Origin of the sequence: Flavobacterium myungsuense (assembly GCF_042677265.1) — a bacterium.
In the GTDB taxonomy this organism is placed as follows: Bacteria; Bacteroidota; Bacteroidia; order Flavobacteriales; family Flavobacteriaceae; genus Flavobacterium; species Flavobacterium myungsuense.
The window spans coordinates 14,241-31,817 of sequence record NZ_JBHTIZ010000006.1 but is presented as its reverse complement, the minus strand read 5'-3'; the positions used below and the strand labels follow the sequence as shown (position 1 = coordinate 31,817).

The window sequence follows — 17,577 nt, the reverse complement described above, 5'->3', positions numbered from 1 at the left end:
CAATGAGAATATAAAGCTCCATAAAAGACCTTTTCTCCGAGTTCTTCTTCAATGAGCAACTGCAATTCTACATAAGATGTGATTTTTGTGCTTTTATTGTTAACTTTTTCAGCAATAAAAAACTGAGCTTTCTCAGAAATTGTCTTGGTGTTATTGCCGCCACTTTTTAGCTCTACAAGGCTTAAATATCCGTCTTTTAAATATTGCTGCAACCAGACACGTTTTGTTTTCTCTGATCTCCAAGCTTTTTCCCGATGTCGCTTTGAAAATGAAATTTACCCCCTTTAATATAAAGTAAGGTTTTTATTCGGTCTTTTTTAAGATGACCTTTGGATTTGGAATGTCCCCTTTGTAAAAATTCAACACGCTCTGCTATTTCTAATATTATCTTTTTTGGTATAGCCAAACACACAAATTATTACAGTAAATTCAAAGGTTATAAGGTATAATAGATATTTTAACTCATCAAATTTGTAACTTTATCCAAGAGAGGGAGCAAAACAGAAAGCCATTCATTTGACTTGCTTTTTTGTTTTCCCATAACGATGAATTTTTTGTATGTCTATTGCAGGACAAGACATAAGAAGTGTTCCCTCTAAAAATGTCCCGTAGGTACTATACTTGTTTGGGTCGAGTTATACTATATAGTTTTTGTCGGACAACAATCTAAAAGAATAGTGAATGAAGTAATACCGCTTGTTATTTCAAATTAGTAAATTTAATTAGAAACATAGGTTAAAACAAAAATAAATAAAAAAAGATTCTTCTATGCATAAAGTGAGTATTCCCTTTTTAATAGTTATAATGAATAAGAGTGTTATTCGTCAAGCACTAATTTTTATTTCTCAACTTACTTAATCAAACTCAAAGGTTCTATTTGAATTGAGAACTCATATACTAAGTTTAAATTACAAAATGAAACAAAAAGACCAAGTGTATGAGACTTTTTGAACAACAAAAAGTTGTCTAAAATATTTTAATTTGTACTCTGTTATATTATTTATAAAATCGAAGTTGAAAAAGTATATTTTACCCGTTCTTCCAACTGTTTTTTTGTTTGTATATTCTGCCTACAGTCAAAAATTAGTGTATGAGAAATTACCATTGGTATTAAATGCCAATTCCTTAGAAGACGGGTTAGGACAATTTGTAACTGCCGATTTGCCTAATGTAAGCCCCAAAAACAACATGGCGCTAAAACCAGAGGCCACGCCCCTGACCAAAAAAATGTGGGCAATTGCTCTTAATGATGTCGAACTCAACTTGATTACCAACGATTATGGAACTTATTTTGCTGCGGGACGACGCTACACCGACCGTGTTTATACTCGTGACATATCCTATGCAGGAATTTTGGGTCTTAATGCTTTGTATCCCAAAGAAATGATGACTTCACTTCGGGTAACTAGAAATGTAATATCTAAAATGGGATACAAAGTTTCGACAGAAGAGGTAATTAAAGAAATCGATGCTCCTTGGGAAGCAATTACAGACGATAGAAAACAAATTATGACTCTGTTCAAAAGCAACAGCATTACACGTCGTACCGATGATGTAGTCTGGGTATGGGCGGTAGATGATTTGTTTAAAAGTCATCCTGAGGTAGCCGACTGGAATTGGTTTTACGCCAATGGGAAAAGTAATTTTGACACCCTTTATGCTCCTTGGTTTGACACAATAGATGGTTTATACAAAGGTCAAAACACCTTTCAAGACTTGGAATCCGAGGGCTATCCAGAGGGTTATTCTCAAGCTGATTGCGTATTGATAAAAAGTACCTCAACCAATTGTTTGTATTATAAAGGGATGCTGTCACTTGCCAATGCTGCTCAAAAATGCAATTTACCCGAAGAAGCAGAAGTATGGACAAAAAAAGCCGAGTTGCTCAAAAAGGCTATTCTCAAAGAATTACGATTACCTGATGGTACCTTTACTTATTATAAAGACAGAAAGGGAAAAGTAATGCCTAATCAGAACAATCTAGGGACCGCTTTTGCAATTCTATTTGGAATTGTAAAAGGGGAAGCGGCAAGAAAAGCAATAGACAATTATCCATCGAATCATTATGGAACCCCGCTTATTCATCCGTTTCTAGGAGATGGAAAAGGGGATCACAATGCAGCCGCCTGGCCCTTTTGCGATACTTTTTTCTTGCAAGCAAAAGAAATTGCAGATGACAAAGACTATACAGCTTACAATGCAGCACTACTGGCACGAACAATGGGAACAAAATTTTCTGAAAAAAGAGATAAAGGATGGGGAGGGTTTGGTTCGTTTCACGAAAAAGTAACATTGCCTTCGGGTTTAATTTCAGGTTCGGGTTCACAACTTTGGACATCGGCGGCATTTATAAACGTATGTTTGAGAGCCAAACTTGTTGATTTAAAATAAAAAAAGAAGAAAAACAGCAGTAAGCAAAAAAAAAATATATCCTTAAAATCAAATAATAAAGTAATGAATAGATTAAAAATAGTTTTCAGTTTAGTTATTGTGTTGGTATTACCAAAACTTCTAGCCCAACCCGCAATTAAATATTCCAATGGTAATCCAGAATACAGTATTCAATGGAACAAACAATTTGCACAGATAAATGCACTTATACCTGAAATTGAAATAAACGATAAATGGGTTTCAGTTAAAGAATTTAAAAACATCCGTTGGGAGAAAAAAGAGGGAACTCGATTGAGTGAAGATAACAATTATAATGGTAAAGTAGACTATTTGTATCTGATCTGCGAGAACCATCCCATGATTTCCAATTTTACTATTGTATTCGAATTAATGGAAGGTCGCCCTTATTTGGTAATGAACTCTTCATTAATGGCTACGGAGAAATTCAAATTGGGCGGAATCAAGTTGTTTAATTCTTTCCAAGAAAATATAGTTTTACCCGGCAATAGTAAAGATTGGATGGTTTTTACCGAAAGTGCTTCTGCCCCGCATACAGGGGGTCTTATGTACCCGTATCAATTGAATACAAAAAAGGCAAAAGAAGGAACGTACTCTAAAGCGCATACCGGAGTTTGGTTGAGTATGTTGGTCAACGACAAAAAAAATTGTGCTTTTTCTTTTGCAAGTATAGCCAGTGAATTATGGCCTAATAATTTCAAATGGGAATTACCCGTTAAAGACGATTTCAATAAACTAAAAGTTTCTGCAAGAAGTGGTGCTATTTTCGAAAGAGAAAAAATTTGGGTTCCCGCAGGAAATACCATTACTACCGATGCCTTTTTGGTTGGTTATTGGGAAAATCAACGCCCTACAAATGTATTATTGGAAACTGGAAAAATTATGGGAGAAAATGTGCGAAAAGGAAAACCGATGCATTTTCCAGAAGCAGGTTGGAGTTCTTGGCATTCCTATGATCGAAAGATTACTGAAAAATCATTTTTGACTTCCGCTGATTTTATAAATACCAATTTGAAAGAGTACGGTTGGAAAACCATTCAAATTGATGGCGGCTGGTGGACAGAGCCTGGTCTATATAGCGTTAATGATGTCACTTTTCCTAATGGAATTCGATATCTGTCAGATTATGTAAATAATTTGGGTCTTGACTTTGGCCTTCACGTAAGTCCATTACGAACCAATCCTAAAGATCCTATTACTTCAAAACATCCTGACTGGATTTTGAAACCATCTTACAATAAAAAAATAGCAAAAGGGGATGATGAAATGGTGACAACTGTTGGGACAGTTTATGTTGATGGAAGCCACCCTGAAGTACCCGCTTTTTCGGCAGCAAGATACCAACAAATGGTTGAAGGCTACAGACCTTCATTTATGAAATGGGACCACACTTATGGAGGTTTAGAAGAAGGTGTACGATTTGATTCGACTATGACTTTTATGCAGGCTCACAATAAAACGATTCGTGCAATTAGAAGTGCTTTGCCTGATGATTTAGTCGTGACACGCAGTATGGGTTATGTATTTGGTGCTTTAGAATGTTATGATGCCATTCGAATAGGCAACGACATCAACCATCCTGGATATAAATCTGAAGCGGAACCCTATACCAACATTACCTATGGTAAAACCTTGGGGACTATTGAAGAGGAAAGAGTGGAAAAAGGCTTAATTCGATTTGCACGTGCCGTGTCACAAAACTATTATATTCACAAAAATATTGCTATTGTCGATCCAGATGCTTTTTTTGTTTCTCCACAGTATACCATTGAAGAAGCAAAATGCCACATGACTTTAGAAGCCATTATGGGGGGGCTTTTCTTTTTTGGCGATAAAGTTGAATCATTACCAGCTGAACGATTGGAATTATTAAAAAATAGTGATATTATTGCAGTCAACAAACTTGGAGTTCATGCCGTTCCTCTTGATTTATTTTCGGGTGTTGACATTCCAACCATTTGGAAATTAGAAACCAAAGATCGTTTAATAATAACTATTTTTAATTGGCTTGACAAGGACGTTAGTAAAACATACAATCTGAAAACGGATTTCGAGTTAAATAATTCACAATACAAGTTGACTGAATTATGGACTAATGAGAATTTCAAAATCGAGTCTAAAAAGTTAACATTGGATCAACCTGCACATTCTGTAAAAATTATTGAGTTTGTGAAAAATTAATTTTTAAATGGATTGAATAGCAATAATAATTACTAATTGTTATTGAATAATCTAACGGAAATAATCTAGAGCTGTAGGAAAAAACCAGCCAAAACTTCAGATAATTTAAGATAGTAAGTCAGAACCTAAATCAATAAAATATTGCAAGAAGCACAAGAGTATTAATTAATGAATGTTATGCAAAAGTTGTAGTAAAAGATTTGAAAGAAAAAATGCACCATTGAGTTATTTGTTAAGACCTTAGCGATAGCGAATAGGCAGAGCATATATATGCTTTTACTCAATCTAATTTCTAGTGGAAATGGTAAGCATTTTAGAATATTTTTCCAAAGTAAAAAAGTTTATAAACTATAGGCAAAGCCAAACTGGCAAAGCCACAAAAATTCAATAAAAATGCTGGAATAGCAAGCAAAGTTTAATTTCTTATGACATAAAGTTCTAACAACATTCTCCAACTATAATGAGATTTAAAATCCGTCTGGTACGTTTCCACCTGCTTACTAAAGTAGAAACGAACGACACGGATTTTTTTAATGGTTTTAATTTACCTTACAAAAATTTTATTGGTAACTGTTCCGCCATTTTGTAAAGTTGTTTTCACAATCAGTGTTTGATAGCTGGAAACAAAATTCATTACTAATAATTCATCGCTACTTACTTTATCTTTTTGATAGATTTTTCTGCCGAGTAAGTCGTAAATTGTCACTTTATCGATAGTTTCAGCAAAGGAATTTATTTTGATTTGTTTATTTCTAACAGAAACCAACACTACATTTGATTCAGCTAATAAATCATTTGTGCCTAATGTTTTATCCTTATAACGCAACACAAACCTATCATTAAAAGTTCCTTTTGTGGTTTTAAATGAATAGTTGCCGGCTTTTAAATCGGTAATAGAATTAGTCAATTTATCTTCAATAAACACTGACTGATTAGTCAACAATCCATCTACTTGGTCTATGTTTATTGTAAAATCACCATTGATAGCACAACGATACCCCAATACAACTTCATCATTTTCATCAAATGGCAAAGCACGCCCCTGAATAGTTAAATTCATATCTTGGTTGATGCTGTAAAAATCAAGAAATTCGTTTCCGTCAATACTTTTTCCATCAAAACGACTTTCATACGCATTGGTAGCACCAGTGATATAGCCAACTAAAGTTTGTTTAAACGCACCTTGCTCATTAGTAAGGTTAAGCCAAACACGGTGTTTCTCAACGAGAGTTGCAGATGTAGTTGCCGTTCCTTTAGTTCTGAAAAACTGAGTATTATCTCCTGAAATTCCGCCAACACCTACACGCATTGCATTAGTATACACTATAGGAGTCGATGATGCAAAACCAGCAGCAACTGTTTTAGTACGTCCAAAGAAGCCTTGGCATGTGGCTATTTTTCCAGAAGGAATATTGGTATTAAATCCGCCTATGTTACTGCTTGGCGCAGCCGCTGTCCCACCAGTTTGATTATAAGTAGCATAATCATCACCCGAATAAGCAAAATATCCGGTACCGGGATTCGGTGTACCTACAGCAATAGGAGTATTATGCGTCCAGAAATAGAGTGTACCCTCAAGCAAGTTTTGGTTTGTATTTAAGAATGAATCGGCATCTAAAGCAGAAGGATAGGGATTCCCTAAAAGGCAGGGAGCATTCGGAACAATTCCTGAAATACTGACAGTACCATTAATGGGTACACCATTAAAAACTGCTACATAGGCAGAACGAGTAGTATCATTAAAGCTTTGAGGCCCACGAACAATATATCCCTTACCAGGAACCATTGATGTTGTAATTGATTCTTGTTTCCAATTGTTGATACTAGAATCAAAGGAATAATACTTTTCTCCATTGGTATTTGGAGAGATTCCTCCTAGATCAAATGGTAGTACTGGCGTTGACCAATAGGTATAATCAAATTTATTGATTGGGGTAGTTGTCCGTATATAGTTTATATTTCCAGAATTGGTTACATTATTAACTTGTACTAAACTTGCCGTGTTTTCAAAAGTTAAAGTTCCTGTTCCTACAACCGTTACTTGATCTGTTATGAATAGGCTACGACCTACTTTTATAGTAACATTATTGCCAGTAGTAACCGTACAACTACAACCGTATAAATCAACGTTAGGGTCAATTGTTGATGGATAATTACCACTAAAAATAAGCGACTGTTGATTATTAGGAGTGCCATTCGACCAAGTAGTTCCATTCCAAGTATTCGTAACAGCTGATGCAACTGCGGCTGCACTACTAGCAATAGACACGCAACCATTAGAATTGGTAACGGTAAAGGTATAGGTGCCTGATGACAAACCTTTTATGGTATTACTGGTTCCTGTTCCTGTAATGCCTCCAGGATTAATAGTCCAAGTTCCAATTGCAGGTAACCCTGATAAGGTTACCGTTCCTGTAAATGGTACACAAGTAGTATTTGTAATAGCACTTATCGTTGGAGCAATTGGATTGCTATCGATTGTAATTGTAATTGGCGTGGTATATACAGAATTACAAAATACTCCATTTAGTGTAGAAATCGTTCTTCTTTGATAACTCGTAGTTGCTGTTAGTAATGGAGGTGAGTAGATTGGCGTTGTTGCTCCTGGAATGGTAGCATAAGAACCACTGGCATTGGTTTGCCATTCGTAAGTAATGGTGCCTGAACCTGTTCCTGCTAATGTTGAGGGTAAGGTTGCTGAGGTAGCCGCGGTGCAATACGTTTGGTTTGTTCCTATTGTCCCTGCTGTTACAGCATTTACTGTAATAGTTACTGCAGTAGTCCAGACAGAATAAGTAGGTAATCCCGCGCACTGACCGGTCGTTCTTCTCTGATAACTCGTAGTTACTGTTAGTGCTGGTGGAGTGTAGGTTGACAGTATCGCGCTCGGAATGGTAACATAGCCGGCACCATCATTAGCTTGCCATTCATAGGTAATAGTACCTGGGGCTTGTCCATCTTCTATTGAGGTTAAAGTAGCTGGGGTAGTCCCTGAACAAATAGTCTGGTCTGTTCCTATAATGCCTTCCTCTGGTTCATTTACTTTAATGGTTAAAGCGTCAAATTCAGAAACACAAGTTAAGCCATTTAATGTAGAAATCGCTCTTCTGCGGTAACTCGTCTGTACGGTTGTGACTCCAGGAGAATATGTAGGCCCAGTGGCTCCCAGTATATCTGTAAAAATAGCGGGTAAGACTCTGGATTGCCATTCATAGGTAATAGCGCCTACACCTGTTCCTGATGTTACTGATGTTAATGGCGCAGGTGTGTCTCCAGCACAAATAGATTGTTTTGTTCCTATTTTTCCCTTATCTACGCTATTTACTGTAATAGTAACTGGAGTAGCATAATTAGAGTAACAAGTGGTGCCACCGCTTATGGCTACTGTTCTTCTTCTGTAACTAGTGGTTATGGTTAAAATAGGGGTTGGATAATTATCATCTATTGCAAGAGGAATGGTATCCCAACCTGTACCATCATTAGCTTGCCACTCATAAGTTCTTCCAATGACGCCTGTTGTTGCAGTTCCTGGGGCTAATTGGGATATAATCCGATCGTTTCCAGAGCATATAGTTGCTGCACCGCCTGTGACACCTGCAGTTAAAATATTAACTTTAATAGTTATTGGGGTGCTATATCCTGAATAACAAGTTATTCCACCGAAAGTGGAAAGGGTTCTTCGTTTATAACTAGTAGTTGTGGTTAAAGTTGGTGGTGCATAAGTGGAAGTGATAGCCTCCGAAATGGTAACATAACCCGTACCATCATCAGCTTGCCATTCATAAGAAATTGTTCCTGACCCTGTACCATCTAAAGTAGAGGTTAAAGTAGCAGGTGCAGTTCCACCACAAATAGTTTGCGCAGTCCCTATAGACCCAGAAGTTATCGTTGGTACTGACAGCGGAAAACTAGTACCTGCACCTATGCTTGTTATACAATTGGGCGTCGTGCTGGTGGTGGTGATGGATAAAATTCTAAAATTTAGTGAGCTAGGAGCTACTATGCTAAAACTGGTATTCCCAGAAGCATCAGAAACCAAACCTGTTACATCTGGTTGGGGAGTTCCCGCAAGTTGATATGCTAAGGTTGATGTAGTATTGGGTAACATTCCTGTCAAATTTATAGTGGCGACGGAACCTTCACAAACGGGCGCGGCTTGAGATGCACCTGTCAACGTAGGGGTTGGATTTATGGTTACGGGTACTTCGTTAGAAACTGTTGCGCTACCACAAGTAGGTGTTATAGTACAAACTACAAACCATGCTCCAACTCCCAAATTACCTAGTGTTGGAGTAAAATTGGCACCGGTTGGACTAAGGTAGGTAATAACTCCGCCTGATACAGAGCGCTTACCCCATTGTCTTGTGAATGTGCCTCCGCCTGTTACTGCAACGTTTAATTGATTTCCGCTTGACCCTTGGCAAAAGGTTTGAGCTGTAGTGGGTGTTATTGCACCTGCTGATAAATTTGCATTGACAGTAATTGTTATTGGCGTGGCATAACTAGAATAAGTTAGAGTTCCGCCATTATCAGCAACGGTTCTTCTTTTATAATTGGTAGTAGCGGTTAAGGCTGGTGGTGCATATGTAGAAGCAGTTGCGCCTGAAATAGTAACATAACTGCCACTTGCATTAGTCTGCCATTGATAGGAAAGTATACCTGATGTTGTGGTACCATCTGTGGTAGATGTTAAAGCTGCGGGGGTACTACCAGTGCAAATAGTTTGATCCGCTGCTATTAATCCAGCAGTAACAGTTTGCCCAAAAGTCACTATCGGTAAAAGAAATAGAAAGAGAACATATTTTTTCATGGCATTATGAAATTATAAAAAATCGTACATTAGGAAAGATTATTACTAAATGGATTTATTTAAAATATTTATTTTCAATACTTTACATGTTTGCTTTTAATAAAAATTCTAGATACATATCAAAATTAATAAAAACCTATACTTTGAATACGTAATAAAGTTTCAATGATTAGGTACTTTTGTGTCATTTACTAACACTTCATAAATAAAAACAGATTAAAATACTGTTTATTAAGGGCATGAGTGTTTTTGTATAAAGAATTTGAGTTAAATGCAGGTCTTGCTCTTTCATATTGTTATTTGTAGTTGATGGGCTTTTTAAAATGATAAGAAAAGAATTTAATACAACAATCCGTTAGTACTAAAACAATTAAAAATGCATTGATGTTATGTCAAAGTGGATAAAAAATGGCGTCACAAGGCAATACTAATTAAAGATGCAGTATTTCGTTAATACCTCTGGGACTTTGCCCCGAGGTTGTTTATTAAATACGAATAACAAAGATGCTTTTTTTTAGTAATATAGAAGACCTTTTTAGCGAGCTAGAACTTCCCCTGTTTTACCGCCAACGAGCTTAGATTTATTAAAGGGCTTCAGTAGAGGTAAAAAGACGATGGCAGTAAACCGAAAAATAAAATAATAAAAAAGAGTATAAGTGCAGGAAGTCCAAAAAAGGAAAAAAAAGAATTCTAGTAAAGTTTAAACTCTAATTTTAAGATAACCAAAATTGAAGTAATGCTCTTATATCGTCATCAAATTGATAAATCCTATTTTTTATAATCTCCTTTTTTCTTAGCACAATTAAATCAATATGTTATTAAATTAGGTTCGTAAAAATTGTATTCATCAAAAAATGACACATTTTCACATCATCATTGAAACTATTTGCAACTTGTTAAAGATAATTATACCTCATTTTTGTAGATGATATTGACAATTTTTTACAAACGTAAGATGGGAGTAAAATAAACTTAACTCATAAAAAATATGTTTAAATTTTTTACAGACCCCTTTTTTTGTGAAGCTTCAAATTGTTTGAATGTAGCTTCTTCTTTTTTTCAAAAACTTTCAATTATTAGAACATCCTTTTTGGGAATAAGGCAAGTATTTTGTTTAAAAAAATCTGAAGTGGTACAAAAGATTTACGATGCCTAGTTAAACTGGTGGAAAGAATGGACTGGGAAAGCCCCAAAAGAATTCAAAGACGAATAATAAATATAACTTAAACGATATCAATTAAACATAAAATGATGTTTTTATATTTTAAACCATTATTAAATTTAACAGTCTTAAATAATAAATAATAAAATTTTAATTATGAACAAATATAGTTTAGAAAGCTTTAATATTAGAAAAAAAATTATCCTTATTGCCCTTATTGCTTTCTCCAACACAGTTATAAGTCAGGTAGGTCCACAACCTAGCTCTTTTGGTGTTTGGGATCGTGGAGAGGCTATGGATATCAAGCAGTATCCATTTTTAAAAGGAACATCCTGTGATTTTCCTTGGAACGAAGTTGAGAAAACATCGGGGGAATATGACTGGTCTATATTAGATAAGGCCATTGAAAGAGCCTATAAAGAAAAAATTTCGTTATACATTTCGTTTGAGGCAGGGCCTAAAACACCAGAATGGGTTTATGAAAAAGGGGTACCTAAGGTAACTACAAACGCTACTAAAAATCCCGGTGCATTCGACCATTATCCATATTACGTATCTCCAGAATATAAAAAGTATTATCACCGTTTTCTAACAGAAGTGGCTAAGCACATCAGTAGCTTTTCTAAAGAAAAAATAAGATGTATTTCGTTTATCCAAGTTAAAACAGGATGTACAGGAGATGAGTGTGCCTATAAAGGCGAGCCTATAGATACAAATTATTCTTTACCTACGAAAAGTGCTAAATGGAGAGAATTCCGTCTTGAAACCTTTGCCTTGCATAATAAATTGTTTGGTAAACAATCAGGATTGAATATTAGCATGCTTCTCAACAATCTAGAACCCCAAAGTAATGACGGTAAAAATAATTTTGTTCAAGAATGGGATTGGGCCATTAAGAACCTTAAAGATGGTTTTGGCATCAAAAATGGAGCACTTTCGAGAGGACATCATTTAAGTGGAGAAATTGATGCAGTAAACACGTTTTTGCCTTATCTAGTTGACCCAAAAGAGGTAACGCTTTTTCGTCGCTCCGAGATGGACCAAACCTGGACGCGTCCTTGGTATCAACTGAATGTTCAACTCAACTTTTATTGGGGAGCAATTAATGCCTTGAATGCGGGTCAAAGTGTTTGGGATGTAACAAGCGGCGCTTTGAAGGTTAGCAAGGAACAAGGCTTTGATTTTTCATTCTATTTTTTCAATAAGTATGCAGGGCAAATACACCCTGAAACCGCGACAGATGCTTTCTGTGCATTGCATAAAGGTTTGAATGCAGCCGATACAAAGGCTTATCCAGAGGACAAGTACGGTAAAGCATCGCATGGAAATATAGAGCGTATGGAAAAAATTACTGACGAATATGCTAAATATGGAGCAGCAAACGACGATAAAAATGCACTTAAAATGGGGCAAGTGAAGCAACGTGGCGACCAAGTTGGTTTTAATGATGCGGGCTGGGAAATTTGGCCCGATAATTACTCCAGATTACTCTATCAAATTGAACCAGATGCTACTTCAATTCCATTATGGCGAGTGGGCGGACCTATCACGGATTCCTCTTCTATTTATTCAAGGTTTGCAAGAGGATTTGAACACGCAACGGGCAAAGATGCAATGTACTTCAAACTTCATGAAGGTTTTTCTCAAGATAATAAACCTAAAATAATGTCGATAACTGTGGTTTGGTATGATGCCATGGAAGGTTCTAAATGGAAACTAGATTACGATGCAGGAAACAAAACTATGAAGACAGCAATGACAGTAACTGGAAAAGGGGACCAAAAATGGCATCATGAAGTAATAACTATTAAAGATGCCGTTTTCAAAAATGGAGGAACAAAAGGGGCTGACTTTGTACTATTGAATGCGGATGATAAAGATGATATATTTAGTCTTGTAGAAGTTCACCGCGGAGAACAAGAGCTACCTTTATTAAGACCTCAAGAAGAGAATCGTGCTTTCAAGGGTAGTGCTAAAGGAACCAAATATGGAAAAGGCGAAAACGCCGTTGAGGGTGATAAAGAGAAGAAAGGTAAAAGAGAAAAGGTAAAAAAAGATAAAAGAAATAAATAGCACTATGAAACGTGGAAGAATTAAAAAATGGGCTACTTTCTTATTGTTAATATTAGGACTATCTCAATTGACATTTTCACAAAAAAAGGGAAATGAAAAAAAAGATTTCGAGCGCCCTCAGTGGGCAGGGTTCTTTACCAATTGCAAGAATGAAAGAATAGATACAGAGCGGTTTCCTTTCATTAAAGGGGCTGCCGATAGAGTTAAGTGGGCTGACATAGAGACAAGCCCAGAGGTGTATGACTGGTCGAAAATGGATTCTCAAATCCGTAATGCCGTAAAGGAGAAGTATTATTACTATTTCGTCTTGTGGACTGGTCCTCACTCACCGGAATGGATTTATGAACAAGGGGTTCCGAAAGTGGCTGTAAAAGGTGGCAAGGGAAAAGATTATTTCCCATATTACCTCGATCAAAACTACATCAATTACTTCAACCGTTTTATCTTCAAGCTGGCGGAACACATTGCATCACTAACTGAACAGGAGAGAAAGGTCTTTGCATTTATACAGCCTGCCTTTGGATCTACAGGTGATAGGCAACTTTACAAAGGTACACCCATTGACCAGAAATATAAAATTAGTGCTCAGCAGTATTTAGAGTTTTGCAGCGGAGCTACTAAGCGTTTCTACGAAGCCTTCGATAAGCCAGAACTCAAACATATCCGATTCCTGTTTAATGTCGACGATGAGAGCAATCCTGCGGTGATGAAAGGTGCTAAGGGCGCAAAAGCAGGTGAACTGCTTTACGCAAATTGGCTTCGTCAAAACTACCCTATTGAGCTCCGAAAACAGCAATTTACTATTGCCATTGGTTATCAAGCTAATGGTGAAATAAAGCAGGACATTGAGCTTCGTCCCACTTTTTACGGCTTGAACGGCAAGAAACCGGAGTTTGTGCGCGGCGAGTTTTCTAAATTCGCACAGGGTGGAATATTTCAGGAAAATCCGATTTGGAATTATTACTGGACCGCCATTTCCACAGTGGATAGAGGGCTTGATCTTTGGGAGGTTGATTATAACGCAGTAAAAACGGGCAAATACGATGAAGGCTTTGCTTTCGCCAGTCGCTATTCCTATTACAAACAACCGCAGACCAGCCCGTATGCCTTTATCGCCCTTCGAGATGTGCTCGATAGTGCCGATACAGTTCGCTTTCCTGAGGAAAAATATGGGAAGGCTACGCAGAGCAACGCAGAGCGGATGAATAAAATTGCGTCGGAATTCAATACATACGGAGCGAAAGTCGGTGATCTGCATGCCGCTACTTCCCTCTCAGGGTCCAATTATCTCTATGAAGCCAAGGCGATGAACGATGTGGGATTCGAGCTCATTGCCAGAAACTATAGCCGATTTATTACACAGATTGACGAGAATGAAACTAGTGTCGGGTTATGGCGGGTCGGACCCATAGATCAGCCCTATGGTCGCTATGCTCGAGGGTTTGAAAATTCAAGTGGGCGGAACCGGATGTATTTTGATCTGGATGATAATTTTTTATCGACGAAAGCTAAGGAGTCAATCACTTTGAAAATCATCTATCTGGATAAGGGTATTGGGAATTTTTCAGTTCGTTATGATTCCTCATCCGATCCGGACAAAACCGCAGTTGCCATCACCAAAGCCAACACTGGCAGGTGGGTGAGCAAAAGCATCACCATCGCCGATGGAGCGTTTGCCAATAAAGGATCTCGAAACAGCGATTTCTCCTTGGTGAGTGAGGATAAAGAGGACGATGTTTTTCATATGATTGAAATTATGAAGAGCAAACCGAAAAATTAATTTTTACATAAATGTCATGTCTTGAAAAGGGTCATACAAAAGACCTATGTGGTTTTGATTTTTCATGCTTAAATTAGAGTATTATAAATAGCTAAAAGGGATAATCAATATTTCTGATAAAAAATATAAAAAAATTACACAAGAGGCTGTGTCAATTTTATTTTGAATAGTCTCTTTTTAAGTTCGTAAAAACAATTTGAATCTTATTTTCTTAATACCTATTTCATATTTGTATAATAATAACCAAAAAAATTGTTTTTCTATTTATTTAAAGGCGTCAATCTATAAATGAAACAAATCTATATTACAAATGAGACTAATTCCATCTATATATAAAAAAGGGCTACAGTAAATTTGTAACAAAGATCAAGGAGGTTAGAAAATTTGAGTTTAATAAAAATTACAAAACAAATTAGAATTTTTAATCAAGACTTAATTTGTAAAATGAAACAAAGCTGTTTTTCAATCAGATTTGTTAAAAGCTTAAACTAAAATACATATTCATAAAATGACTAAGAAAATTAAAAAAACAGTTACGACACTTTCGATAGTGTTTTTAAACGTTTTAATGTCTTTTGCCGGAACAACTCAGCAATGGAAAGAAATTAAGGTTGATGTTAGGGCTAACGGTACAGTGTCGACTTCCAATAGTTTAAAAGAAATTGAAAATGGCTTTCAGCAGTTGTCTATAACATTATCCAACAAAGGGAATAAATCAATTACAATTGAAAGAATCTCTATTAACATTCTGCTAGACGCCCATTTGTCTGACAACTTAGACATGGTTTATGGAGGAAGCTGTATGGGTCGCACGCCTTTGCTTAAACAGAAGATAGGCAGTCAAACAAATCGTAGTTCGAGTAACATGTATGAGATGTTACGATTATCAGACGGTCAATATTTATTTGCAGGTGCAACTTCTTGGAGAATATTTATGCCGAATTTCACATTAAAACAAGGTGTTTTCGAAGTATGGTCTGATGGAGAAGGCAAACAACTAAAACCAGGACAGACCATACAATACGAACAAATCGTTCTTAGACGTGCTAACAACTGGCTTGAATTACTGGATCAATTTGGAACGGCGATTGCTGCCGAAAATAAAATTACCAAGCTCAAACCCGCCGATTTCAAAGGTTGGGCAACTTGGGATTATTACGGTAGAGTATTCACGCCAAAAGACATTTATGGTAATATGGATCAATTGAATCAATTGGCTCCCCAGGTAAATATGATTCAAATTGATGGTGGATGGTGGACGGAACGAGGAGATTATAAAACGTTGAACTCAGGTCTTTTACCTGGTGGTGTCAAGGAGATAGTTAGTCGGATTACGTCCGAAGGAAAAACTCCTGGAATCCATTTTGATGGTTTTAGAGGGGATGAAGCATCTGAAATTTATAAAACTCATCCCGAGTACTTCCTTCACGATCAGGATGGAAAGTTGGTGGTCGAAGAGAATCAAAAAGCAGACAAAGTTATGCGTTACATTTACTTCGATTATTCTCATCCTGGAGCTAGAGCACATATAGCAGATTGCATAAAAAACATGAAGGATAATTGGGGAATTCGTTATTTTAAGGTAGATTTTATGCGTTATGGCCTTGAGAATGATATTAAACTTAAAAACAAACATGTTAAAAGTTTTAAAGCCTACGACCCTACAATCACAGGGGTTGAACGTTTTCGTTTAGGAATGAAAACCATGAGACAAGCCATGGGAGATGATATCTATTTCTTGGGCTGTTCTGCTGTTTTTGGACCAACTATTGGGTTTGTAGATGGTATGCGAACAGGTGGCGACATCAATCCTATTTACCAAGCTTTTCCAGAACGCTGTTTGGGTAATTTAAGTAACTTTTACCTAAGTGGTAAAGTATTCAATGGAGATGCCGATTACCTCGTTTTCCGCGAAGCCATAGACGAAGACTCAACGGTGTCTCAAGAAGATGTAAAACACGGACATAGTATGACGATGAATGAAGCTCAAATGTGGGCCGATTTTAATAAACTTTACGGTACTACCCGTTTACAAAGTGATAATTTAATGACACTTCGCCCAGAACGTAAAGCATTATCAAAAGAAGTTTTTGAGTTTCCAGCAATGGATGAGACCGTGCCGTTGGATTTTTGGGAGCATGGAACTAGCAAACAGGATGGGTTCGAGTTAATAATTGCCCGAAAGGATAAGGATATTTACCTTGGGGTTTTCAATTGGAGTGATAAACCTAAAGGATATGAATTGAAAGCTTTTGGAAAAACAAGTCCAGTGCTTTTAGAAGGGCGTCATTCTCAAATTCTCAAATACGAGGGCAAAGAATCGTTTGATCAACTTTGTAAAAAACTTCAGTCAAGATAAGTTTGAGCTATGCAAATATTGAAGAATTTAACAATCAAATTAATTACAAAAATGTAGCTTAACTTGATGTTCAGTATTTATTTGCATCTCCAAAATGTATTTGATTGAAACAAATTGATACTATAAAAGGAACTTTTTAGATTGATAGATGTCTTTTTATAGAATAATTTTGAAACATATAAATTATTGGTTAGATAAAAATGAATTAATTATTTTCCGTTTTTTTTATTTAAATAAAAATTGGTTTACAATCCATTTACGTTAAAATAAATTAATTCTTAAATTCAATTAAACTTTTTTATATAATTAGTGTCTTATCATAATTAACTTAAAAATAAATAAATAATGAAAAAAGTAATTTTAGTAGCTTTATTGGCTGCTGGTTTAAATGGGTTTGCTCAAGAAGCAGATAAAAAAGGGGGTGCTGATAAAATGTTGCAAAAGATGACAACCGAATTATCTTTAACAGCAGATCAACAAGCTAGTTTAAAACCAATTCTTGAAGAACAATCGGTATTGAAAAAAGACAGCAAGGAAAATCCAGATCATGCAGATGCCAATAAAGTAAAAGTTAAAGAACTTAATAAAAAAGTTAAAGAAGTATTAACCCCTGCACAGTTAGAAATTCAGAAAGCCAATATGCAGAAAGCTAAAGCTGAAGGGAAAAAAGAAGGTAACGAATAAAAAGAAAACCTTCAAAAACATATAAACTTCCGGTTTTCCGGAAGTTTTTTTTTGAGTAAAGTCAATAATTAAATAAATATTTCGCTCTAAACATAATTGTATTTTGAGGTTTTATAGCA

Annotated in this window: 7 protein-coding genes and 1 pseudogene; 6 read left to right on the top strand and 2 right to left on the bottom strand. The window is 36.1% G+C overall.

Features of this window, described 5'->3' with window-relative positions:
• Positions 1 to 212 (bottom strand): annotated as a pseudogene (locus ACFQ0S_RS02775) (helix-turn-helix domain-containing protein); the annotation flags it as partial.
• 802 nt (positions 213 to 1,014) lie between these two features.
• Between ACFQ0S_RS02775 and ACFQ0S_RS02770 the strand changes: the two are divergent.
• Together ACFQ0S_RS02770 and ACFQ0S_RS02765 are read left to right on the top strand one after the other, a co-directional pair.
• Positions 1,015 to 2,391 (top strand): hypothetical protein, encoded by a 1,377-nt coding sequence (locus ACFQ0S_RS02770; protein WP_379753875.1) that lies wholly within the window; start codon positions 1,015 to 1,017, stop codon positions 2,389 to 2,391.
• A gap of 63 nt (positions 2,392 to 2,454) precedes the next feature.
• Positions 2,455 to 4,590 (top strand): alpha-galactosidase, encoded by a 2,136-nt coding sequence (locus ACFQ0S_RS02765; RefSeq protein WP_379753872.1) that lies wholly within the window; start codon positions 2,455 to 2,457, stop codon positions 4,588 to 4,590.
• Between the two features lie 544 nt (positions 4,591 to 5,134).
• Here the strand turns inward: ACFQ0S_RS02765 and ACFQ0S_RS02760 are convergent.
• On the bottom strand, positions 5,135 to 9,400 hold the full coding sequence (locus ACFQ0S_RS02760; protein ID WP_379753869.1) for a T9SS sorting signal type C domain-containing protein: 4,266 nt from the start codon (positions 9,398 to 9,400) through the stop codon (positions 5,135 to 5,137).
• A 1,318-nt stretch (positions 9,401 to 10,718) separates the two neighbouring features.
• On the opposite strand from ACFQ0S_RS02760, the gene ACFQ0S_RS02755 reads away from it, so the two are divergent.
• The 4 genes from ACFQ0S_RS02755 (at position 10,719) to ACFQ0S_RS02740 (ending at position 17,458) form a co-directional block, all read left to right on the top strand.
• Positions 10,719 to 12,635: a beta-galactosidase gene (locus tag ACFQ0S_RS02755; protein ID WP_379753866.1), complete on the top strand. Its 1,917-nt coding sequence runs from the start codon at positions 10,719 to 10,721 to the stop codon at positions 12,633 to 12,635.
• A gap of 4 nt (positions 12,636 to 12,639) precedes the next feature.
• A complete protein-coding gene (locus tag ACFQ0S_RS02750) occupies positions 12,640 to 14,415 on the top strand; it encodes a hypothetical protein (RefSeq protein ID WP_379753863.1) in 1,776 nt (591 codons plus the stop codon).
• A 508-nt stretch (positions 14,416 to 14,923) separates the two neighbouring features.
• A complete protein-coding gene (locus ACFQ0S_RS02745; protein ID WP_379753860.1) occupies positions 14,924 to 16,774 on the top strand; it encodes a glycoside hydrolase family 36 protein in 1,851 nt (616 codons plus the stop codon).
• Positions 16,775 to 17,119: 345 nt separating this feature from the next.
• On the top strand, positions 17,120 to 17,458 hold the full coding sequence (locus ACFQ0S_RS02740; RefSeq protein ID WP_379753857.1) for a hypothetical protein: 339 nt from the start codon (positions 17,120 to 17,122) through the stop codon (positions 17,456 to 17,458).
• The last annotated feature ends 119 nt before the right edge of the window (positions 17,459 to 17,577 follow it).